The 21,733-nt window shown below is 28.2% G+C and carries 14 protein-coding genes and 6 tRNA genes; 18 read left to right on the top strand and 2 right to left on the bottom strand.

The features are described 5' to 3' along the window. Window positions 1–780 precede the first annotated feature (780 nt). Window positions 781–1,473, top strand: coding sequence for a glucosaminidase domain-containing protein (locus Q4A58_RS06060; protein WP_303117480.1), 693 nt, complete (start codon window positions 781–783; stop codon window positions 1,471–1,473). Window positions 1,474–1,597: 124 nt separating this feature from the next. Here Q4A58_RS06060 and Q4A58_RS06055 read toward each other — a convergent pair whose 3' ends face one another. Next, the gene (locus Q4A58_RS06055) at window positions 1,598–3,010 is read right to left on the bottom strand and encodes a sodium:alanine symporter family protein (RefSeq protein ID WP_303117481.1); all 1,413 of its coding nucleotides are present in this window, start codon (window positions 3,008–3,010) and stop codon (window positions 1,598–1,600) included. A 65-nt stretch (window positions 3,011–3,075) separates the two neighbouring features. Beyond that, a complete protein-coding gene (glsA, locus tag Q4A58_RS06050) occupies window positions 3,076–3,990 on the bottom strand; it encodes a glutaminase A (protein ID WP_303117479.1) in 915 nt (304 codons plus the stop codon). 284 nt (window positions 3,991–4,274) lie between these two features. Between glsA and pcp the strand changes: the two genes are divergently transcribed. The 17 genes from pcp (at window position 4,275) to Q4A58_RS05965 (ending at window position 21,579) form a co-directional block, all read left to right on the top strand. Continuing rightward, window positions 4,275–4,919 (top strand): pyroglutamyl-peptidase I, encoded by a 645-nt coding sequence (gene pcp, locus Q4A58_RS06045; RefSeq protein ID WP_303117477.1) that lies wholly within the window; start codon window positions 4,275–4,277, stop codon window positions 4,917–4,919. An 86-nt stretch (window positions 4,920–5,005) separates the two neighbouring features. Continuing rightward, a complete protein-coding gene (locus tag Q4A58_RS06040; protein ID WP_303117475.1) occupies window positions 5,006–6,580 on the top strand; it encodes a ClC family H(+)/Cl(-) exchange transporter in 1,575 nt (524 codons plus the stop codon). Window positions 6,581–6,608: 28 nt separating this feature from the next. Continuing rightward, the gene (locus Q4A58_RS06035) at window positions 6,609–7,988 is read left to right on the top strand and encodes an MATE family efflux transporter (RefSeq protein ID WP_303117473.1); all 1,380 of its coding nucleotides are present in this window, start codon (window positions 6,609–6,611) and stop codon (window positions 7,986–7,988) included. Window positions 7,989–8,007: 19 nt separating this feature from the next. Beyond that, on the top strand, window positions 8,008–9,366 hold the full coding sequence (locus Q4A58_RS06030; protein WP_303117471.1) for a TrkH family potassium uptake protein: 1,359 nt from the start codon (window positions 8,008–8,010) through the stop codon (window positions 9,364–9,366). Between the two features lie 18 nt (window positions 9,367–9,384). Next, window positions 9,385–10,041 carry a TrkA family potassium uptake protein gene (locus tag Q4A58_RS06025; protein ID WP_303117470.1) on the top strand — a complete coding sequence of 219 codons (657 nt, stop codon included), beginning with the start codon at window positions 9,385–9,387 and terminating at the stop codon, window positions 10,039–10,041. A 14-nt stretch (window positions 10,042–10,055) separates the two neighbouring features. Beyond that, a complete protein-coding gene (gene mnmG / locus Q4A58_RS06020) occupies window positions 10,056–11,957 on the top strand; it encodes a tRNA uridine-5-carboxymethylaminomethyl(34) synthesis enzyme MnmG (RefSeq protein WP_303117468.1) in 1,902 nt (633 codons plus the stop codon). A 1-nt stretch (window position 11,958) separates the two neighbouring features. Further along, window positions 11,959–12,657, top strand: a complete 699-nt coding sequence (gene rsmG / locus Q4A58_RS06015; RefSeq protein ID WP_303117466.1) for a 16S rRNA (guanine(527)-N(7))-methyltransferase RsmG — start codon at window positions 11,959–11,961, stop codon at window positions 12,655–12,657. 14 nt (window positions 12,658–12,671) lie between these two features. After that, complete coding sequence (locus tag Q4A58_RS06010) at window positions 12,672–17,120, top strand: hypothetical protein (RefSeq protein WP_303117464.1); 4,449 nt, start codon at window positions 12,672–12,674, stop codon at window positions 17,118–17,120. Window positions 17,121–17,180: 60 nt separating this feature from the next. Continuing rightward, entirely contained in the window at window positions 17,181–19,268 is a 2,088-nt protein-coding gene (locus Q4A58_RS06005; protein WP_303117462.1) for an outer membrane protein assembly factor, read from the top strand. Window positions 19,269–19,334: 66 nt separating this feature from the next. Beyond that, on the top strand, window positions 19,335–19,808 hold the full coding sequence (locus tag Q4A58_RS06000; protein ID WP_303117460.1) for an OmpH family outer membrane protein: 474 nt from the start codon (window positions 19,335–19,337) through the stop codon (window positions 19,806–19,808). A gap of 25 nt (window positions 19,809–19,833) precedes the next feature. Then, a complete protein-coding gene (gene lpxD / locus Q4A58_RS05995; RefSeq protein WP_303117458.1) occupies window positions 19,834–20,835 on the top strand; it encodes a UDP-3-O-(3-hydroxymyristoyl)glucosamine N-acyltransferase in 1,002 nt (333 codons plus the stop codon). A gap of 196 nt (window positions 20,836–21,031) precedes the next feature. After that, window positions 21,032–21,108: transfer RNA gene (locus Q4A58_RS05990), tRNA-Pro, on the top strand. A gap of 7 nt (window positions 21,109–21,115) precedes the next feature. Next, a tRNA-Gly gene (locus Q4A58_RS05985) sits at window positions 21,116–21,191 on the top strand. Window positions 21,192–21,201: 10 nt separating this feature from the next. Further along, window positions 21,202–21,277: transfer RNA gene (locus Q4A58_RS05980), tRNA-His, on the top strand. Window positions 21,278–21,280: 3 nt separating this feature from the next. Continuing rightward, window positions 21,281–21,356 (top strand) — tRNA-Lys (locus Q4A58_RS05975). Between the two features lie 17 nt (window positions 21,357–21,373). Further along, window positions 21,374–21,457 (top strand) — tRNA-Leu (locus tag Q4A58_RS05970). A gap of 47 nt (window positions 21,458–21,504) precedes the next feature. Continuing rightward, window positions 21,505–21,579: transfer RNA gene (locus Q4A58_RS05965), tRNA-Gln, on the top strand. Window positions 21,580–21,733: the final 154 nt, after the last annotated feature.

Genomic DNA, 21,733 nt, shown 5'->3' with positions numbered 1-21,733 from the left:
GGTATTTGCCAAGCAATATATAGAGGAGAGAAGCTAGTGCTTCTCTTTTTTTTTTTAGGAAATTATAAAATGAATTTCAAGTCTTCATTTTTGAAAAAAATATAAAATATTTTTTTAGAATTAGAATTAAAGAGAGAAAACAAGTTTTTTTGCATTACAAAAAACCTAATGGACTCATTAGGCTTTTTATGTATATAAAATATGGATTCGTCTTCCGTACCAGCGAATGCTGATGTAAAACTCTTTCTTCTTCTTTGAATTTCTGTAGTTTCCAGATTGAACAACATGTAATACGATATGTTTCCATTGATTTGTAATAACATCTACGGAAAAGTAGTTGAATTTTTTCATTGCTCAGAAAAAAAGTGTTGAGTAGATTAGGGAAATAATTCATCAATATCAAAAAGCATATATCCTCTTTTTTCTTTATTGTTGTATTAATCTTTTTTATAATAGAAAAAACAGGAAGTTCAAAAAAATAATATATTTTCATCTATTGAGTGTAAAGAATCAAATTTTTTACAAAACAGTTTTTCATCGTATTCTCAAATATTATATTTTTAAAAATAGAAAATAAGAAAATTACTGGAAAATATTTTATAAATGAATTAATACTGAAGTCAAAATAATAATACCAAGAAATAAAAAAATATAATCGATTTTAAATTTTCTATAGTTATGAACAGAAAAAATCTCTTCATTCTTTATAAAAACTTGCAATTTTTTAGAAAATATGATAAAATTTAAAAATTCTAATGTAAATAATAAGGAGGAACATACATGAAGAAATATATTCTTGGAATTTTATTGTGTATGTCCATATTTTCTTTTTCTAAATCTTTAGATCAAGCTTTGAATAATATAAAAATAACACAGGCTAAAGATTTTGAACAAATAAAAAATAAAGGGAAAAAACAAATTTTTATAGAAGTTCTTATACCTATTATAGATAAAATTAAAGCAGAAATTAATAAAGAAAGAAATTATATTGAAATGTTATTAGAAAAAGAAAATTTGGACGAAACAGAAAAAAAATATTTAGAAGATATGTATTCTAAATATAATGTAAAATCGTCTAAAATAGATGATTTACTTAATAAAATGATAATTCCCCCAACTTCTTTTATTTTAGCACAAGCTTCACTAGAAAGTGGATGGGGAAGATCAAAAGTAGCAGTTGAAGGAAATAACTTATTTGGAATGAGATCAACTTTAAAAGATCCTGTTAGAGCTGTAAAAGTAGGAACAAAAGATTTCTATAAGAGATATGATAATATTGAGGCTTCAGTTAAAGATTATATAATGACTCTATCAAGACATAAGAGCTATGTTAGTTTAAGAGGTGGAATAAATAGTGGAAAGAATTCTATCGAATTAGTTAAACTTTTAGGAAATTATTCTGAAGTTAAAAATATTTATGAGCAAAGATTAACACAGATAATAAAAAAGAATGATTTACAAAGACATGATTAAAAATATTTTTTTCTAAAGGCTATTGCAAATTGATGATTTTTACCATTAATTTGCAATAGCTTTTTTTCTTTTGAAACTTAATTATTTAATTTGTAACAGCCCCTTTAATAATAAAATTTAATTTTTAATCATTCCAACATTCAGTATTTTTTAAGTCAGTTATATTTTTTGCAAAAAATACAGGATTTTTTCCAGCTTTTCTTTGATTATAATAATCTTTAATAACGGACATTGCAGTAGGAGAAAGTAAAGTTATAACTACAATATTTATAAGAGCCATTATTCCCATAAAAGCATCTCCAATATCCCAAACAAGTCCTAATGGAACAACAGCTCCAATATAGACAAACATAATAACAAGAACTCTGAAGATAAACATAGTGATTTTATCTTTTAGTAGAAATTCAAGATTAACTTCTCCATAGTAATAATTGCCTATAACTGAGCTGAAAGCGAATAAGAAGATACAAGCTGTTATAAAATGTTGTCCCCAGTTTCCAATAGAATATGAAAGAGCAGCTTGAGTTAGTTGAATACCTTTAAGTCCTACGGTATTATATTCAGGGTAAAGAAGCACTATGAATCCAGTAGCGCTACAAATTAAAATTGTATCTACAAAAACACCAAAAGCTTGAAGAAGCCCTTGTTTTACAGGATGAGAAACATTAGAAGTTGCAGCAGCATTAGGAGCACTACCCATGCCAGCTTCATTTGAGTAAAGCCCTCTTTTTACACCTTGTAAAATTGTAAATCCTAAAGCCCCTCCAGCAAACTGCTTAATTCCAAAGGCACTTTCTATAATTAAAATAAATAAATTTGGTAGCTTTGTAATATTTATAATAAGAACAAAAATAGCAACAATTATATAGGCTATAGACATAATAGGAACAATAGTTCCAGAAAATTTAGCAATTCTATGTACTCCACCAAATATAACAAGGGCTGTAAGAAAAGCAATTATAGCCCCACCAACTTTAACATTCATATTAAATGAAGTTTCAAAGGCTTGTGCAATTGTGTTTGCTTGTATAGTATTAAAAGCAAAAGCGAAAGTTAATAGAACTATAATAGAAAAAATTTTACCAAGCCCTTTCATACCAAGAGCTTTTTCAATATAGTAGGCAGGTCCTCCTTTAAAACCATCTTTGCTTTTTTCCTTATAAACTTGAGCAAGAGTATTTTCAACTAAACTCGTAGCACTACCTAAAATTGCAATTAGCCACATCCAAAAAAGTGCTCCAGGTCCTCCTGTTGCAACAGCTATTGCTACTCCAGCTAGATTTCCAGTTCCTACATGAGAAGCAACACTTATACAAAAAGATTGAAAAGCTGAAACCTGACCTTTGACATTAGATTCCCCATCCTTTAAGGAATTTAATTTTCCTGTGATAAGAGAAAACATATCTCTAAAAAGTCTAAATTGAATAAAGCCAGATTTTAAAGTGAAAAAAGCACCTAAAATAATTAAAAGAGCAATAAGAACATAAGACCAAAGGTAAGTGTTAATAATGTTAACTAAATTGATGATAAATGACATATGTGCATGATAATTATAAAAAATTATCATTTCACCTCCTTATATAAAATTTTATTTAATTGTAATTAAAATATATTTAAACTTAATTCTTGAGAAAGTTCTTCTAAAAGATGCACACCAGCAAGGGAATTGCCTTTTTTGTCAAGTGCAGGGCCAAAAACTCCTATACCCATTTTTCCTGGAACAACTGAGCAAATACCACCACCAACTCCACTTTTTGAAGGAATTCCAACTCTAACTGCAAATTCTCCAGAACTATCATACATTCCACAGGTAACCATAAGGGTTTTAATAATTTTAGCTATTCTAGTTGAAATTATTCTCTCTCCACTTGTAAGGATTCCGTCATTGGCTAAAAATTTAGCAAGCTTTGAAATTGTTTGAGCGGTCCCTTCTATAGAACATTGTTTAAAGTATATATTGAGAGCTTCTCTAACATCTCCTTCGATAATACCTTCTCCCTTTAAAAAATAACCCATAGCAGCATTTCTAAATCCAGTTTCTGCTTCTCCACAGTAAATTTTATAATTTAGATCAAGGGAGTCATCTTCCGTAATAAGTTTAGCGAAATTTATAAGTCTTGTAAATTTATCATGTTCATTTTTTCCTTTTAACATAGAAGCTACAGCAATTGCTCCAGCATTTATCATAGGATTGTAGGGTTTTTTTCTGCTTGAAGTTTCTAGTTTTCTGATAGAATTAAAGGGATCACCACTTGGTTCCATTCCAACTTTTGAAAAAACGAAGTCTTCGCCATTGTCTAATATTGCAAGCATTAAAGAAATTATTTTAGAAATACTTTGAATAGTAAATTTTGAACTATATTCACCAGCAAAAAATTCTTGTCCATCAATAGTTGTTACAAAAACTCCTAAAGAATTTTTATCAGCTTTATCAAGTTCGGGAATATAATTGGCTACAGTTCCTTCAGAAGTGTAAATTTTATTTTTTTTTACCAATCTTTTCAATAAATCTTCCATAATTTTAATCCTACTCCTCATTTAGAATTATATTTTTTTATCCTCATACGAAAATTTTACAAAAAAAATAAAAAAAAGTCAAATATTTCAAATATTAAGATGTAAAAAAATAAAAATATTTAATAAATTTTCTCAAGAAGCATTAAAATTAAAGAAATTTTAATGTATTTATTTTATAAATTAAGCTTTACAAAAAAAAATAGATTAAATATAATAAAATAGTAAATAATTTAAAGAAGGGGGATGAATGATAAATATTTCAAATATTTATTGTATAAGAAAAAATGAAAAAGATACTTATAACAGGATTCGATCCTTTTGGTGGAGAAAAAATAAATCCAGCACTTGAAGTAATAAAAATGTTACCAGAAGAAATACTTAAAAATAAAGTTAAGGTTTTAGAGATTCCAACTGTCTGGAAAAAATCTTTGGAAAAGATAGAAGAACATATAAAACTTTTTGAACCAGATTTTATATTATCAATTGGTCAGGCAGGAGGAAGGGCGGATATATCTATAGAAAGAATAGCTATAAATGTTGATGATTTTAGAATAAAGGATAATGAAGGGAATCAACCTATTGATGAAAAAATATTCGAAGATGGAGAGAATGCTTATTTTTCAACTTTACCTATAAAAGCAATTTTAAAAAAAATGTTAGAAAATAGAATTCCAGCTTCAATCTCAAATTCCGCTGGAACCTTCGTATGTAATCATGTCTTTTATGGACTTAGATATTTAATTGAAACAAAATATAAAAATATAAAGTCGGGCTTTATACATATACCTTATTTACCTGAGCAGGTTTTGGATAAGCCAAATACAGCTAGTATGAATTTAGAAACTATATTGAAGGGAATACAGATAGCAATAGAAACAATTATAGAATGTGATATGGATTTAAAAATTTCCGCTGGAACTATTTGCTAAAAAAGTTTAGCTAGTTCGCTTTTCTTGACTATATTTAGTAAAAATAATATAATATTTAAATAGCAAAAATATTTGAGGAGAATTTTATGGCACTTACAGAGGATGTAGAAGAAACATTAAAACATATGTCAGAATCAAAAGGAGGCTTGTATTTAATTTGTCTTTTTACAGGAATAATAACTGGCTTTGTAGTATCTTTCTATAGATGGGGTTTAGAAAAAGTTTCATACATAAGAGAATATTTTTTTGAAGAATCATTAATAAATAAACCTTTATTGTTTTTAGTAGTGTGGGGAATATTTATAATTATAGGATTTTTAATAGACTTTCTATATAGAAAGTATCCTAGAACTTCAGGAAGTGGTATTCCGCAAGTAAAAGCTTTAATTTTAGGAAAAATGATTTATAAAAAATGGTTTCAAGAATTGCTAGCAAAATTTATTGCAGGAATTCTAAGTATAGGAGCAGGCTTGTCTTTAGGAAGAGAAGGACCTTCAGTTCAATTAGGTTCATACATAGGTTATGGTTTTTCAAAAATTTTTAAAAGAAACTATAAAGATAGAAATTATTTGATAATAAGTGGTTCAAGTGCTGGATTAGCAGGAGCCTTTGGAGCACCTGTTGCAGGAGTTATGTTTAGTATTGAAGAGATTTATAAATACATAAATGGGAAGTTATTGATGTGTGTTTTTTTATCAAGTATAGCTGCTAATTTTGTAGGTAGAAGAATTTTTGGAATTCAGACAGCTTTTAATATAATTATTAATTATCCACTTGAAATAAATTATTATTTACAATTTGTTTTATATATTCTTTTTGGAATTGTAATTGCATTTTTTGGAAAGTTATTCACTTATTCATTGTTAAAGGCACAGGATATTTTCAATGGAGTAAAGGCAGCGAGATGGTTAAAAATCTCAAGTATAATGAGTTTATCTTTCTTTTTATGTATTGTTTTTCCTGAAGTGCTTGGTGGAGGTCATGATTTGGCTGAGAGCTTAGTTCATAGAAAGGAAACAATCATTTTTTTGGGTTTAATATTTGTGCTAAAGCTTATTTTTACTGTTATTTCTTATTCTACTGGTTTTGCAGGTGGAATTTTTTTACCTATGTTAGTGTTAGGTGCCTTAGTTGGGAAAATATTTGGAGAGATAGTTGACTTCTTACTTTTAACAGGAGGAGATTTTACTACACATTTTATTGTTTTAGGTATGGCGGCATATTTTGTTTCAGTGGTAAGAGCACCATTGACAGGAGCAATACTTATTCTAGAGATGACGGGGTCTTTTGTTTTGCTTTTTGCAATTGTAATAGTGTCAGTTGTTTCTTATTATATAACAGAGCTTTTAAAACAGGAACCAATATATGAAATTTTATATGATAGAATGAGAAAAGATGATATTGTAAAAAATCAAAAAAATATGAATAAAACAATAATAAAAATTCATGTTATGGAGGGCTCAGAATTGTCAAGAAAAACCATAACAGAAGCTTTTTCGCTAGATGAGGTACTTGTTGTTTCTATAATAAGAGATGAGATTGAGAAGATTCCTAATGGACATACAGTAATTAAAGCAGGAGATGTTTTGGTAATTTTGTTACCAGAAAATAGAGTTTCTGAAGTAAAGGAAGCCTTAATAAAAAGAGCTTCTGTTGAATAAATGTTTATAAAAAAGAAGGGGATGAGAAGTGGAAAATAAGCATAATTTTATGGAAACTGAAAACATAACTAGATTACTTATAAAATTCTCATTTCCAGCAATGATAGGAATGTTCGTAAACGCTCTTTACAATGTGGTAGATAGAATTTATATAGGAAATATAAAAGAAATTGGTCATTTAGGTATTACAGGTGTTGGCATAAGTTTTCCTATAGTTATATTAATTTTTTCTTTTGCCTTGTTGATAGGAATAGGAGGAGCAGCTAGTATTTCTTTAAGATTAGGAGCTAAACAAAGGGATGAAGCCGAAAGAATACTTGCTGTTGGAGTTTTTTTCTCAACATCTGTATCAATAGCTTTACTATTATTAATTAATATTTTTATGGATGAAATTATAATGTTAATAGGTGGTAGTGAGAAAACTTTTTTTTATGCGAAGTCTTATCTTTTTTATTTAAATTTTGGAGCTCCTGCTGTCATTGTAGGTAACACTTTAAATGCTGCAATAAGGGCAGATGGAAATCCTAAAATGGGGATGATTACCTTGCTTATAGGGGCTATTACCAATATAATTTTAGATCCAATATTTATTTTTTATTTTAAAATGGGTGTAAAAGGAGCTGCTATTGCAACAATAATTTCTCAATATATTTCAGCAGCTTGGACAGTATTTTATTTCAATTCAAGTTTAAGCAGACTAAAACTTCATTTAAAATATATACAATATGACTATAGAAAAATCAAAAAAATATGTACTTTAGGAAGTTCTGCTTTTGCAATACAGATTGGTTTTAGTATAGTTACATATTTTTTAAATAAAACTTTAAGAAGATATGGGGGAGATATATCAATTGGAGCAATGGCTATAATACAATCCATAATCACATTTATGACAATGCCAATTTTTGGAATTAATCAGGGTATTCTTCCTATTCTTGGGTATAACTATGGAGCCAAAAAATATCCGAGAGTTAAGGAAATAATGTTTAAAGCAATGATGTTGGCAACAGTAATATGTGTTGTAGGTTTTTTAATAAGTCAATTGTTTGCATCAAATTTAATAAGAATATTTACTGATAATAAAGAATTAGAAAAATTAACAGTTCGTGGTTTAAGAATATATACGCTGGCATTTCCAATAATAGGTTTCCAAATAATTTCATCCATATATTTTCAGGCTATAGGTAAACCTATAATGAGTTTTCTAATAAGTTCATCCAGACAGATTTTATTTATGATACCCTTGCTTATTATTTTAGGTAAGATTTTTGGACTTGGGGGAATTTGGTATTCAGCAGCAGTCGCTGATACCTTATCATCACTTATAAGTTTTATATTGATAAAAAAAGAATTGAAAAATTTGAAAATTTTAGATAAATTAGAAAATTCTTATTCAGGAATTAGCTAAGAATTGGATGGTTAAAGAAATGCAAAAAAATAAAGAAAATAAAATTTTAAAATCATGGAAGGAACTATCTGCATCTCGAAAGTTAATAATAGGCTTTTTATTTGCTATTGTTTCAGGAACAATGTTATTAAAATTACCTTTTTCTCTTGAAAGAAATCAGGATCTATCAATTTTAGATTCTCTTTTTACAATAGTTTCTGCAATCTGTGTAACAGGTCTTACTGTTGTAGATGTAAGTAAAACTTTTTCCCCAATAGGGAAGACAATAATCTTGGTTTTTATACAGTTGGGCGGCTTAGGGGTTATGACTTTCTCTACAATGATTTTTATTATAATTAATTCGAAAATAAGTTATACTACAAGGGAACTATTAAAAGAGGAAAGAAACTCTGAAAATGTTGGAGGAGTAACTAATTTTATTAAAATATTACTTCTGACAGTTTTCCTAATAGAGTTCGTAGGGGCTGTTATTCTTTTTCTTGAGTTCAAAAAAAATATGACTTTTGAATCTGCCGCTTACTACGGATTATTTCACTCAATATCAGCTTTTTGTAATGCAGGTTTTTCACTTTATAGTGATAGCTTAGAAAGTTTTAAGTCGAATGTAGTAATTAATTTCACAATTTCTTATTTGATAATTTTAGGTGGTCTAGGCTTTGCTGTTATAAGTTCTTTTATTCATGTTATAAGAAAGGGTCAAAATAGATTTAATTTAACGGCAAAAATAAGTTTAACAATGGGTATAATTTTAACTTTTATAGGAATGATATTATTTTTGATATTAGAGTTTAATAATATGGAAACAATTGGAAATTTAAATTTTTTTGAAAAGTTGATGGCAGCTTTTTTTCAAAGTGTAACTCTTAGAACAGCAGGTTTTAATACTGTTAGTTTAGAAAACATAAGACCAGCTACAATTTTTATTTCATATATTCTTATGTTTATAGGGGCTTCTTCTGGCTCAACAGGTGGGGGTATAAAAACTACTACCTTTGCAGTACTTATATTCTATATTATAGGAGTCTTAAGAAAAAAAGAACATATAGAATTATTTAATAGAAGAATAGACTGGGAAATAATGAACAAGGCTTTAGCTATCATTATGATTTCATTAGTTTATATATCTTTTGTTACTGTAACAATATTAGCTTTAGAAAGTTTTCCTTTGGAAAGAGTTTTATATGAGGTTATTTCAGCATTTGCAACGGTTGGTTTAAGCATGAATTTAACAGCTAAACTAGGTGTATTTTCAAAACTATTGATAATATTTACCATGTTTGTTGGAAGATTAGGACCACTTACAATTGCTTTAGCATTTACTGAACAAAAAACAAAAAGTTCTTTAAAATTTCCAAAAGAAGACATTTTGGTAGGTTAAGATAAGGAGAAGATAATAATGAAAGAATTTTTAGTTATAGGATTAGGAAGGTTTGGTAGAGGTATAGCTGAAACACTTTACAAAGCGAATAAAGATGTATTAGGAATAGAGCCAGATGAGGATTTAGCTCAGGAATGTATAAACAATAACATTTTAACAAATGTTGTAATAGGAGATGGCACAGATATAAAATTTCTTCAGGATATAGGGGCAGAAAATTATGATGTTGCATTTGTTTGTATAGGGGAAGTAGAACCTAGTGTGATGGTAACTTTGAATTTAAAAGATTTGGGAGTGAAAAAAATTGTAGCTAAAGCTTCAACTAAAAAACATGGAAAAGTTTTAACTAAGGTTGGAGCAACAAAAATTGTTTACCCAGAGGAATATATGGGAAGAAGAATAGCGGAACTTTCAATGGGAGAGAATATAGTGGAATATTTAAGATTTACTGAAGATTTTATTTTAGCTGAAGTAAAATCTCCTTCGAATTTTTGGAATAAAAATTTAATAGAATGTGATATAAGAAATAAGTACAAATCTAATGTTGTTGCAATAAAAAAATTTGATGGAACTTTTCTTCCTAATCCGATTGCAACAACAATAATAGAAGAAGGAGATATTTTACTTTTGATTACAGACAAGAAAACAGCTCGTTCTTTTGAAGAATTAAGTTGATATATGGAGGAAAAATGCAAGATTATGATATTATAGTTGTAGGTGCAGGGCATGCGGGTTGTGAAGCAGCTCTTGCTGCAGCAAGAATGGGAATGAATACAGCCATATTCACAATCTCTCTTGACAATATAGGCAAGATGTCTTGTAATCCCTCATTGGGAGGACCTGCAAAGTCTCATTTAGCAAGAGAAATAGATGCTCTTGGTGGAGAAATGGGGAAAAATATAGATAAAACTTTTATTCAAATAAGGGTTTTAAATACTAAAAAAGGACCTGCTGTGAGATCATTGAGAGCACAAGCAGATAAAAATGACTATGCAAAAGAAATGAAAAACACTTTAGAAAATACTAAAAATTTAACAGTTATACAAGGTATGGTAAGTGAACTATTAATAACGGAAAAAAATGGTGTAAAAACTATAAAAGGCATAAAAATAAGGGAAGGTTTAGAGTATAGAGCGAAAATTGTTATTTTAGCAACAGGAACATTTTTAAGAGGACTTATACATATAGGAGAAAACAATTTTAAAGCTGGTAGAATGGGAGAATTATCATCAGAGGATTTACCTTTATCAATGGAAAAAATTGGATTGAAATTAGAAAGATTTAAGACGGGAACTCCAGCAAGAGTTGACGCAAGAAGTATAGATTTTTCTGTTTTAGAAGAACAACCAGGAGAAAAAACAGAAATTTTAAAATTTTCAAACTCCACATCTGATGAATGGATAAAAAATAGAAAACAGATATCTTGTTATATAGCTTATACAAATGAAGAGGTACATGAAATTATTAAAAATAATAAAAATAGATCTCCTATGTTCAATGGACAAATTCAAGGTCTGGGACCTAGATATTGTCCTTCAATAGAAGATAAAGTATACAGATATCCTGATAAAAATCAACATCATCTGTTTTTAGAAAGAGAAGGTTATAATACTAATGAAATTTATGTGGGAGGTATGTCCTCATCACTACCTGTTGATGTACAGGAAAAAATGTTAAAAAAAATAAAAGGTTTTGAAAATGTAAAGATTATGAGGTATGCATATGCTATTGAATATGATTATATTCCTCCAGAAGAAATAGATTATAGTTTGGAGAGTAGAAGTATAAAAAATTTATTTCTTGCAGGGCAAATCAATGGGACATCAGGTTATGAAGAGGCTGGTGCTCAAGGTTTAATAGCTGGAATTAATGCAGTTAAGAAGTTAAAAAATCAAGAACCTCTAATTCTTGATAGAGCAGATTCTTATATAGGAACACTTATAGATGATTTAGTTTCTAAAGGAACTAATGAACCTTATAGAATGTTTACTGCAAGGAGTGAATATAGACTATATTTGAGAGAAGACAATGCAGATCTAAGATTGAGTAAAATAGGTTATGAACTAGGTCTGGTTTCCCAAGAAGATTATGAAAGAGTTGAGAAAAAGAGAAAAGATGTTAAATTGATAACGGAAATACTTTCTAAAACAAGTGTGGGTCCCAGTAATTTAAGAGTCAATGAGATATTAGTAAAAAGAGGAGAAAATCCTATTAAAGATGGGACAACATTGATTGAACTTTTGAGAAGACCTGAAGTAAAATTTGTGGACATAAAATACATAGCTGAGAATATAAAAGATTTAGAATTGTCGAAGTATAACTTTGATACAGAATATCAAGTGGAAGTTTGTGTTAAGTATCAGGGTTACATTGAAAGATCTCTAAAAATGATAGAAAAACATAAGACAATGGAAAATAAGAAAATTCCTCATGAATTGAATTATGATGATATAAAAACTATACCTAAAGAAGCAAAAGATAAGCTAAAAAAAGTAAAACCTATAAATATAGGACAAGCTAGTAGAATTTCAGGTGTATCACCAGCAGATATTCAAGCAATTTTGATTTATTTAAAGATGAAGGGGAATTAAAGTGAAGAATTATTTTAGAGAAGGTTTAAAAAAAATAAATTTGACTTATGATGAGGATAAGCTAGAAAAATCTTTAGAATTTTTAAAACTTTTACAAGAGTATAACAGTCATACTAATATAACAGCAATAAGAAACGAAGAGGCAATAATAGAAAAACATTTTATAGATTCTCTACTTTTGCAGTCTTTATTAAAAGATGAAGACAAGAGGTTTATTGACATAGGTACTGGGGCAGGTTTTCCTGGAATGATGCTTGCAATATTTAATCCTCTTAAAAAAATTACTTTAGTAGATTCTATTCTAAAAAAAACTAAATTTTTAGAGCTTGTAGCAAAGTTTTTAAATTTAAGAAATGTTGAAATTATTTGTGGTAGAGCTGAAGAATTAATTGATGGCAGAAGAGAGCTCTATGATATAGGTTTATGCCGGGGAGTTTCAAATTTATCTGTAATATTGGAGTATGAAATTCCTTTTTTAAAAATTGGAGGGCGTTTTCTACCGCAAAAATTAGTTGGAACAGAAGAAGTATTTACAGCAGAAAATGCATTAAAAGTTTTAAATTCTAAAATTTTATATACTCATGAATTTAATTTGCCTTATTCAAATGAAAAAAGATGGATAATTGAAATTCTAAAAGAAAAGAGAACCGATATAAAATATCCAAGAAAAACAGGACTCCCTTTGAAAAAACCACTTTGATTGAAGGAGAATAAATGTTAAATTTTTTAAAAGGAATATCAAAAAATATAAAAATAATAGGCGCTGTATTTTTTACAGTTGCCTTTTTGTGTTTTTTAATAGTTTTTAATTTAGAGAAAAATCTAGAATTTATAACAAAAAAATTTTTAGGTGTAAATTTAAAAATTGAAAAAATAAATTTATCTTTTAACAAAGTTAAACTAGATAATGTAGTAATATATGACAAAAAAAATAGAGTAATGTTAGAACTTCCTTATACAGAATTGGATTATTCACTTTTCAAATTAAGATTAGAAGAATTAAATATAGAATCTCCTAAGATTTTTTTGATAGAAGAAAAAGACGGTTTAAATTTAAGGCAAGTTTTTAAAGAGAATGGTGAGAATAAAAATATAGAAGTAGAAGATGAAAAAAAAGAAGTGGAGGGGAAAGAAGACTATAGACCTAAATCATTGCCAATTGAAAATATAAATTTAAAGAATTTATTATTGAGTTACAGATTTGAAAGAGATGATAAAACTTTTGAAAAAACTTTAAAGGGCTTAAATGCAACAATTAAATCAGGAAAGAATAAAGGAATAATAGTAGAATTAGAATCTTTAGAAAATCTTGAAAAATTTAAAGTGCTTTATAGTAATAAAGATGAACCATATTATTTAGAGCTAAATATAGATGGAATAGATTTATCTTCATATCAAAAATTTATTAGCATGAAAATTCCTAAAATAGAAAAAATTTCAGGTTTATTAAAGTCTGAAGCTATTTTATCATCAAAGCAAAGAGATGGCTATGTAAAATTAAGTTCCTTAGAACTTTATCATAGAGATATTGAAAGTGTTATTAAAGCGGATTTTGAATTGAATCTTGATAAAGAGGATATATATACTCTTATTGATTATGAAATTTTTAATGAGAGAGCACAGATGGAAGCGATGTATAAGGATGGAGAACTTTATTCCTTAATACAAATAAAAGATTTAAGCGAGGAAAAGTTGTCTAAAATAGTACCACTTAGAGAAAGTAAAATAGATCTATCTAAAATAGATATAGCAGATATTATACTTCTAACTAAATATAATAAGGAAAAAGGATTAAGGTTTAACTTTGACTTAAAACCTAATAAATTTGAATACAGAGCAATAAAATTGGATAGTATAAAGGCGGACTTCATTATTAAAGATGGAGAAAAAAGAATAGAGGATAGTCATATTTTTTTAAAGATAGCCGATATGCCAGTAAAATTAAGTCTTGAAGCAAATATTTTAGGAAATACAACGGATTTAAATTTTCAAATTTATAATCTAGACAAGACAAGTAATTTAATCCCTAATTTCAATGGTTCTATAAAAATAGAAAATAATAAAGAAAATATAAATACAGAAATGGTTTCAAATATAATCTCATTCAAGGCTAATTATGATAAAAAAGAGAAAAACTTAGAAATTTATGATGAAAATCTTAGAATAAATTATAATAGAGAAAAAGATATTTTAAATGGTTCTGGAAAACTAGATTTCATTATTTATGATTTAAAAAATAGTATAAAATTTTCTTTTGAAGAAGGCAAAGTACTTTTTGAAGATATAAAGATAGAAAGTGAAAATAACAAAGGAGAAAATTTAAAAGCAGAAGGATATTATGATTTAAGGTCTAAAAATTTCAATTTTAGTTACAATGCTACAGAGCTTACTATAAGTAGATTGTATAAAGGTCAAGAAATAAAATTTGTATTTCAAGGAAAGGGAGAGTTCGAAAGATATCACAGTGTTTTAACAGGGATAGGTAATATAAAGGGATTAAATCTTTCTTATTTAGGCGATATGAAATCACTTACTGGGAAATATAGTTTGAACTTAAATGAGAATAATGAGTTTGAGATTGAATTTAATGGAAAAGTAGAAGAATTAAATTATGGGGACTATAAACTGAAGGATGTTTTAGTAAAATTAGCATTTGAGAAAAATATTTTAAATATAAAAAAAATGGGGAATGATTATTTATCATTAACAGGAAAAATAGATAGATTGAGCCAAGAGGCAAATTTAAAGCTTAAGATAAGTAATTTAAATAATAAAGTAATAGGGTTTGAGCAATTAGCTTTTAATATAAAAGATATTGAGGGAGATTTAAATGGAAGTTTAGAAAATCCAAATGTAAATTTAAATATAAAGGATGTTGAACTTTATATACAAGAAAATATAGCTAAATTAAAAGGTACAGTTAAGATAAGAGATAAAAAAATGATTATAAATGATATAAAATTGAATAAAAATAGGTTGTTTGGGAATTATGATCTTGAAAATAAAAAATATGATTTGAAATTACTTATAAATGATAATCTATCTAATTATGCAAAAGGTGATAGCTTAGACTATAGGCTAACTGGAGAAGTTTTAACAAGTGGAATAGGAGCTAAACTAAAGTCAAACTTGAGTATCCAAGGAGTAGGAAGATTAAAAGATATGATTCTTCCTAAAATTAATGTCAAAGCAAGTTATTCTGCAAAAAATTATTCTGATGGTTTAATAAAAGTAGAAAGCCTTAAAGCTCAAAACAGTGCAGGGAAAAATTTAGTTAATTTCCAAGGAAGTATAAATTTAAAAAATAAACTTTTAAATTTAATATCCAATGAAACTTTAGATTTTAAAGATTTGAGTGAATATACAAAAATTAAAGATATAGAAGGAACATTTGAGTTAAACACGAGTTTAAAGGGAAGTATAAAAAATCCAATGTATACTTTATTTTTAAATTCAGATCATATTTCAATTTCTAATAATGAGATAACTGAAATAAATTCTAAACTTAATGGAGATAAAGATAGTCTAAATATAGAAACTTTATCATTTAAGTATCTGGAAAATAAAATTTTGGGGAATGGAGAATACAGTATAAATAGTAAGAAATATGACCTTAATTTATATACAACAGACTTAGTTAATTTAGAATCTTTAAATAAGTTTTTTAAAGATAAAGGTTTAAAAAATATATCAGGGAATGCAGCTTTCAAATTAAACATAAAAAATTCTGGTTTAAATGGTTATATAAAAATGGACGGTTTGAATTTAAGAGATGAAAAAGAATATATAAAAATATCTAATTTAAATACTGATATAGAAATAAAAGATAATGAATTGATTTTAAAAAAGGTTATGGCTAATGTAAATGAAGGAGATTTAAAAATAGGTGGATATGTTAAAATACCTAAGGATTTTAAAAATCTTACTTCTGCTTTAGATTACAATATAGAACTTTATGCAAAAGATATTAAATATAACAAACCAGATATAGCTAATATTTCAATTAGTTCAAAAATAAATATAAATAATAGTAATTTAGATGGAGAACTTTTTATTAATAAAGGCATTATTTATGATATTCCAAATGATTATAAAAGCTTATGGGGTATTGTTTCTAAAAAAATATCAAAGAGAAAAGAAGACAAGCAAAAAACAGAACAAGAAAAAAAATTAGAGTTAGAAAAGAAAAAGAAAAGTAAAAAGAAGTTAAAAGAATTTTCTGAAAAATGGGATTTTATAAATCTAAGATTAAGCACAAAAGAACCATTAATATTAGATATTGATGATTTTAATATAGTTGTAGGAGAGCTTAAAGGAAAACTTGATGCAGATTTGGCTTTGGAAGGAGGAAAAGGCAAATATATACTTACTGGGAATACAGAAATTTTAAATGGATACTTGTATGTTAATACTAATAAATTTTTATTAGATAGAGCTTTGATTTCTTTTAATGATAGAAGGAGTTATTTACCTGAGATAAATCCAGATATCTTTATAGATTCTAGAGTTACTATGGAAGAAGAAGACATAAACTTCGGTATTCATGGTAGATTAAAAAAATTAATGTACACTCTTTCTTCTGATAATGGAAACAATTCAGGAAACTTTAATTCTTTGTTGTTAGACTCAGATAGAAATCCAGCCTTTGAAGGAGATATGAATGAATTATATTTAAAATTTATGAAAAACATAATTGCTGGACAAATAGCGCAAGTAGCTTTTGGTTCATTGACTAAAAATGTGAAAAAAACTTTGGGGCTTTCAAAACTTACTATTAAACCAGAAGTATCAGTTTATAATATAGATTCCAAAGTTTCATCTGCAAGCAGGCATGGTAACAATTTAGAGGTTTATGATATAGGAGCAAAAATTGAAGCAGAAAAAAATCTATATCGTGATTCAGTTTATTTATATGGAACTGCAAAATTATTTGGTTCAAATAAAAATTCAGTGATACAATCATCCATAGAAAAAAATGGTATAAAAGATTATGATGTAGGTATAGAGTATAGAACTAAAGATGATAAAGTAATTGGAATAGGTGTAGGAACTGTTCCAGACAGATATATACATGAAGATAGAAATAAAAAAAGGAGAAATTATCATATAGATTTTAAAATTAGAAAAAAATATAATAGTTTTTCAGAAATATTTTCATTTTAGCTTTAAAAAATAAAAGAAATGTGTTAATATGTTATATAAAACAGTAAATGGAGGATAGATATGAAAAAAATAGTAGTTTTTTTGATATTTGCGTTAAATACAGTCATTTTTGCAGCTGTAGCAAATTTACCTATCAAAAGTATTGAAGTAATTAACAATGAAAATGTTCCAACAGAACTTATAGTATCTACTATGAATTTAAAAAAGGGCAATATTTTTTCAACTGAAATAGCTCTTGATGATTTTTCAAAAATAAAAGCAACTGGATATTTTGAAGATGTTGTTATACAACCTATTACTGAAGATGGAAAAATAAAAGTGCTTGTAAGTGTATTAGAAAAACCAGAAGTAAGATCTTTGTTGGCAGCTAAAGGTATAACACCTATGCAAATAGCAGATGACACAGATAAGTCAACTATTGTTTCTGCCATCAATATAATAGGAAATAAAAATTTTTCAATAACTGAAATAATGGAGCTTGTTAATATAAAACAAGGCAGCTATTTTTCAAATAAGAGAGTTGAAGAGGCGCAAAGAAGATTACTTACAAGTGGTTATTTTTCAGAGGTAAAACCAAATGTTAGTAAACATGCAGGGAAAGCAACTATAACTTTTTCATTAGTTGAAAATCCTAGAGTTAAAAATATAGTTATAAGAGGAAATTCTGTTTTAACTAATGCTGAAATATCTGCACTTTTAAGTACAAAGATTGGTGAAACACAAAACTATAATTTACTTAGTCAAGATAGAGAAAAAATTCTAAATGCATACCAAGCAAAAGGTTATACATTAGTAAATGTTGCAGATATGTATTTAGATGAAAATGGAACTCTTACAATTCAAATAATAGAAGGAATTGTAAGAAGGATAGAAGTAAAGAAAATGGTTACTAAACAAAAAGGTAATAGAAGACAACCTACAGATGATGTATTAAAAACTCAAAGTTATGTTATTGACAGAGAAATAGAAATAATACCAGGACAGGTTTTCGATAACAATGCCTATGAGGCAACTGTTCAAAATTTGATGAGACTTGGAATATTTAAAAATGTTAAATATGAAGCAAGATCTATTCCAGGTGATCCTCAAGGTATAGATTTGATACTTCTTATAGACGAAGATAGAACAGCCATCTTACAAGGGGCTATATCTTATGGTTCTGAAGTGGGATTGATGGGAAGTTTATCTCTGAAAGATTCTAACTGGAAAGGAAAAGCACAAGAATTTGGTTTTACCTTTGAAAAATCAAATAAAGATTACACAGGTTTCACTCTTGAATTTTTTGATCCGTGGATAAAGGATACAGATAGAGTTTCATGGGGATGGAGTGCATACAAGACTTCTTATGGAGATAATGATAGTAACTTATTTCATGATATTCAAACACTAGGTTTAAGTGCAAATATAGGAAAAGGTCTTAGTAGAAATGTAAGATTAAGTATAGGTGGAAAAGTTGAAAAAATAGATGAGAAACACAGAGCAGGCTCTTATATAAAAGCTCCTAATGGAAAATGGTACCATAAAGCTTCTGGAAAGAAAGTTGATGGAGTAGATGATAAATATTATACATGGAGTATTTTTCCATATATTACTTATGATACAAGAAATAATTATTTAAATCCAACATCAGGAGAATTTGTAAAATTTCAAGTGGAAGCTGGTTATGCAAGTGGCTATAAAGCTGATTATTTTGGAAATGCAACTTTAGAACTAAGAAAGTACCATAGAGGTTTATTTAAAAACAATACTTTTGCTTATAGAGTTATTGGCGGAATAATGACAGATACAACAAAAGAATCTCAAACTTTCTGGGTAGGTGGCGGAAATTCTTTAAGAGGTTATGATGGTGGTTTCTTTAAGGGAACACAAAAATTGGTAGCAACAATAGAAAATAGAACTCAGTTCAATGAAGTCCTAGGAATAGTTTTATTTGCTGATGCAGGAAGATCTTGGAAACAGAATGGAAGAGATCCAGATTACCTAAGGGATAATGGAAAATTTGGTAGAAATATAGGAACAACAGCAGGAGTAGGATTGAGATTAAATACTCCTATTGGTCCATTGAGATTTGACTTTGGATGGCCTGTTGGAAATAAAATGGATAAAGATGGAATGAAGTTTTATTTCAATATGGGACATGCTTTCTAATAGTAATGAAAATAAAAAGGTTATCAAAAACATTTGTTTTTTAGATATATTTATATGGAGGTAAAAATGAAAAAATTATTAACAGTAGTAGCGGTTTTAATGGCAACTTCAGCATTTGCTGAGAAAATAGGAGTTTTAAATTCACAAGCAGTAGTAGCAAATTTTTCTGAAACAAAGAAAGCACAACAAAGTTTAGAAACTCAAGCAAAAAAATTTGAAAATGAAGCTAGACAAAAAGAGGTTAATTTAGAGAAAGAACAAGTTGCTTTACAAGCGAAGGGAGATAAATTAACAGAAGCTGAAAAAAAAGCTTTTGAAAAAAAAGTAAAAGACTTCCAAACTTTTTTACAAGGAGCACAAGAAAAATTAGCTAAAGAAGAGTTTGATAAAATGAAAAAAATAAATGATACTTTAGTAAAAGCAGTAAATAAAATAGCTAAGGAAGGAAAATATGATTATATTCTGGAAGGCGGAGCTGTTATATATGGAGGAGAAGACGTATCGGATAAAGTTTTAAAGGCGATGGAAGCATCAAAATAATAAATAGTATGTAGGAGGAAGGGTTATGACATACAAAACGAGCGATATTATAACTCTTCTTAATGCTGAATATAAAGGAGAGAGAGTGGAAGAAGTTACAAAGCTCTCTCCTTTTTTTGAAGCAGATGAGAGGAGCTTAACTTTTGCTGCAGATGAAAAATTTTTAAAAAATATTGAAAAGACAAGAGCAAAAGTTATTATTGTTCCAGAAGTAGAGTTACCTTTGAATATAGGGAAAAGTTATATAGTTGTAAAAGATAGCCCTAGAGTTATAATGCCCAAATTACTTAATTTTTTTAAAAAAGAGTTGAAAGTTTTTAAGAAAATGATAGAGGATAGTTCTAAAATAGGTAAAAATTGTAATATTGCACCAAATGTTTATATAGGGCATGATGTAGAAATAGGGGATAATGTTACTATATATCCAAATGTGAGCATAGGACAAGGTGCAAAAATAGCTAAAGGTACAATTATTTATTCTAATGTGAGTATAAGGGAATTTGTTGAAATAGGCGAAGATTGTATTATTCAACCAGGGGCTGTAATTGGCTCTGATGGCTTTGGCTTTGTAAAAGTAAATGGAAATAATCAAAAGATAGAACAGATTGGAGCAGTGGTTATAGAGAATAATGTAGAAATAGGAGCAAATACGACAATAGACAGAGGAACCATAGGAGATACTATAATTAAGAAGTTCACTAAGATAGATAATCTTGTGCAAATAGCACATAATGATATTATAGGTGAAAATTGTCTTATAATTTCTCAAGTTGGAATAGCAGGAAGTACAACAATAGGTAACAATGTTACTTTAGCTGGTCAAGTTGGAGTAGGTGGACATATAAAGATAGGGGATAATGTTGTAGTGGCAGCAAAATCTGGAGTAAGTGGTAATGTTGAATCAAATCAAATCTTATCAGGTTATCCGCTAGTTGATCATAAAGAAGATTTAAAGATAAAAGTTTCACTAAAAAAATTGCCAGAATTATTAAAAAGAGTAAAAAAATTAGAGGAGAAGAAAAATTAATTTTATGAACTATTTATTTAAAATTTATTGAGTATCTAAGCTTTTAAGTTTTAAAAAGTCTTTAATTTTGAGGCTTATCTATATTTAAAGTTTTAATTTATATATTTTTTCTAGCTGAACAAGTGAAAGATTGATATTTTTTACTTGACAATAAGCTAGAAAAAATATATAATAACTAATGTCCAAATGAAGAAGTCGGAATATAGCGCAGTCCGGTAGCGCACCTGCCTTGGGAGCAGGGGGTCGCAAGTTCGAATCTTGCTATTCCGACCATTTAAAGGCGGGAATAGCTCAGTTGGTAGAGCGTCAGCCTTCCAAGCTGAATGTCGCGAGTTCGAACCTCGTTTCCCGCTCCAATCAAATATGGTGACTGTAGTTCAGTTGGTAGAGCGCCAGTTTGTGGCACTGGTTGTCGCGGGTTCGAGTCCCGTCAGTCACCCCATATGCGTCATTAGCTCAGTAGGTAGAGCACACGACTTTTAATCGTGTTGTCACAAGTTCAAATCTTGTATGACGCACCATTTATACCTACATAAATGCGGGGATGGCGGAATTGGCAGACGCGCTAGACTTAGGATCTAGTGTCCCAGACGTGAGAGTTCAAGTCTCTCTCTCCGCACCATTTAATAAAATAATGATAGCCTTTAGGCTATTTTTTTAAATAAATATTGGGGTGTCGCCAAGCGGTAAGGCAACGGACTTTGACTCCGTTATGCGTTGGTTCGAATCCAGCCACCCCAGCCATTAAAATTAGATTAATTTATGCTTCTTTGGCAATAAGTGTTGATAGCAAAATATCGACACTTTTTTATATTTTCTTTTAATTTCGATTTCTCATAATATAGGCTCTGTGTCAAATGGTGTTGATGAAAAAATCAAATAAATTTTTATGTAGTTC

Origin of the sequence: Fusobacterium sp. (assembly GCF_030528405.1) — a bacterium.
Lineage (GTDB): Bacteria > Fusobacteriota > Fusobacteriia > Fusobacteriales > Fusobacteriaceae > Fusobacterium.
The sequence above is the reverse complement of the archived record's forward strand: the minus strand, read 5'-3'. Positions and strand labels throughout refer to the sequence as shown.

What these genes read in the sequence shown, in the direction of transcription:
- Q4A58_RS06005 (WP_303117462.1), top strand. Translation starts at nt 17,181, where the DNA reads ATGAAAAAAATAGTAGTTTTTTTGATATTTGCGTTAAATACAGTCATT.
- mnmG (WP_303117468.1), top strand. Translation starts at nt 10,056, where the DNA reads ATGCAAGATTATGATATTATAGTTGTAGGTGCAGGGCATGCGGGTTGT.
- Q4A58_RS06030 (WP_303117471.1), top strand. Translation starts at nt 8,008, where the DNA reads ATGCAAAAAAATAAAGAAAATAAAATTTTAAAATCATGGAAGGAACTA.
- lpxD (WP_303117458.1), top strand. Translation starts at nt 19,834, where the DNA reads ATGACATACAAAACGAGCGATATTATAACTCTTCTTAATGCTGAATAT.
- Q4A58_RS06010 (WP_303117464.1), top strand. Translation starts at nt 12,672, where the DNA reads ATGTTAAATTTTTTAAAAGGAATATCAAAAAATATAAAAATAATAGGC.
- Q4A58_RS06025 (WP_303117470.1), top strand. Translation starts at nt 9,385, where the DNA reads ATGAAAGAATTTTTAGTTATAGGATTAGGAAGGTTTGGTAGAGGTATA.
- glsA (WP_303117479.1), bottom strand. Translation starts at nt 3,990, where the DNA reads ATGGAAGATTTATTGAAAAGATTGGTAAAAAAAAATAAAATTTACACT.
- pcp (WP_303117477.1), top strand. Translation starts at nt 4,275, where the DNA reads ATGAAAAAGATACTTATAACAGGATTCGATCCTTTTGGTGGAGAAAAA.
- Q4A58_RS06000 (WP_303117460.1), top strand. Translation starts at nt 19,335, where the DNA reads ATGAAAAAATTATTAACAGTAGTAGCGGTTTTAATGGCAACTTCAGCA.
- Q4A58_RS06055 (WP_303117481.1), bottom strand. Translation starts at nt 3,010, where the DNA reads ATGTCATTTATCATCAATTTAGTTAACATTATTAACACTTACCTTTGG.
- Q4A58_RS06040 (WP_303117475.1), top strand. Translation starts at nt 5,006, where the DNA reads ATGGCACTTACAGAGGATGTAGAAGAAACATTAAAACATATGTCAGAA.
- Q4A58_RS06060 (WP_303117480.1), top strand. Translation starts at nt 781, where the DNA reads ATGAAGAAATATATTCTTGGAATTTTATTGTGTATGTCCATATTTTCT.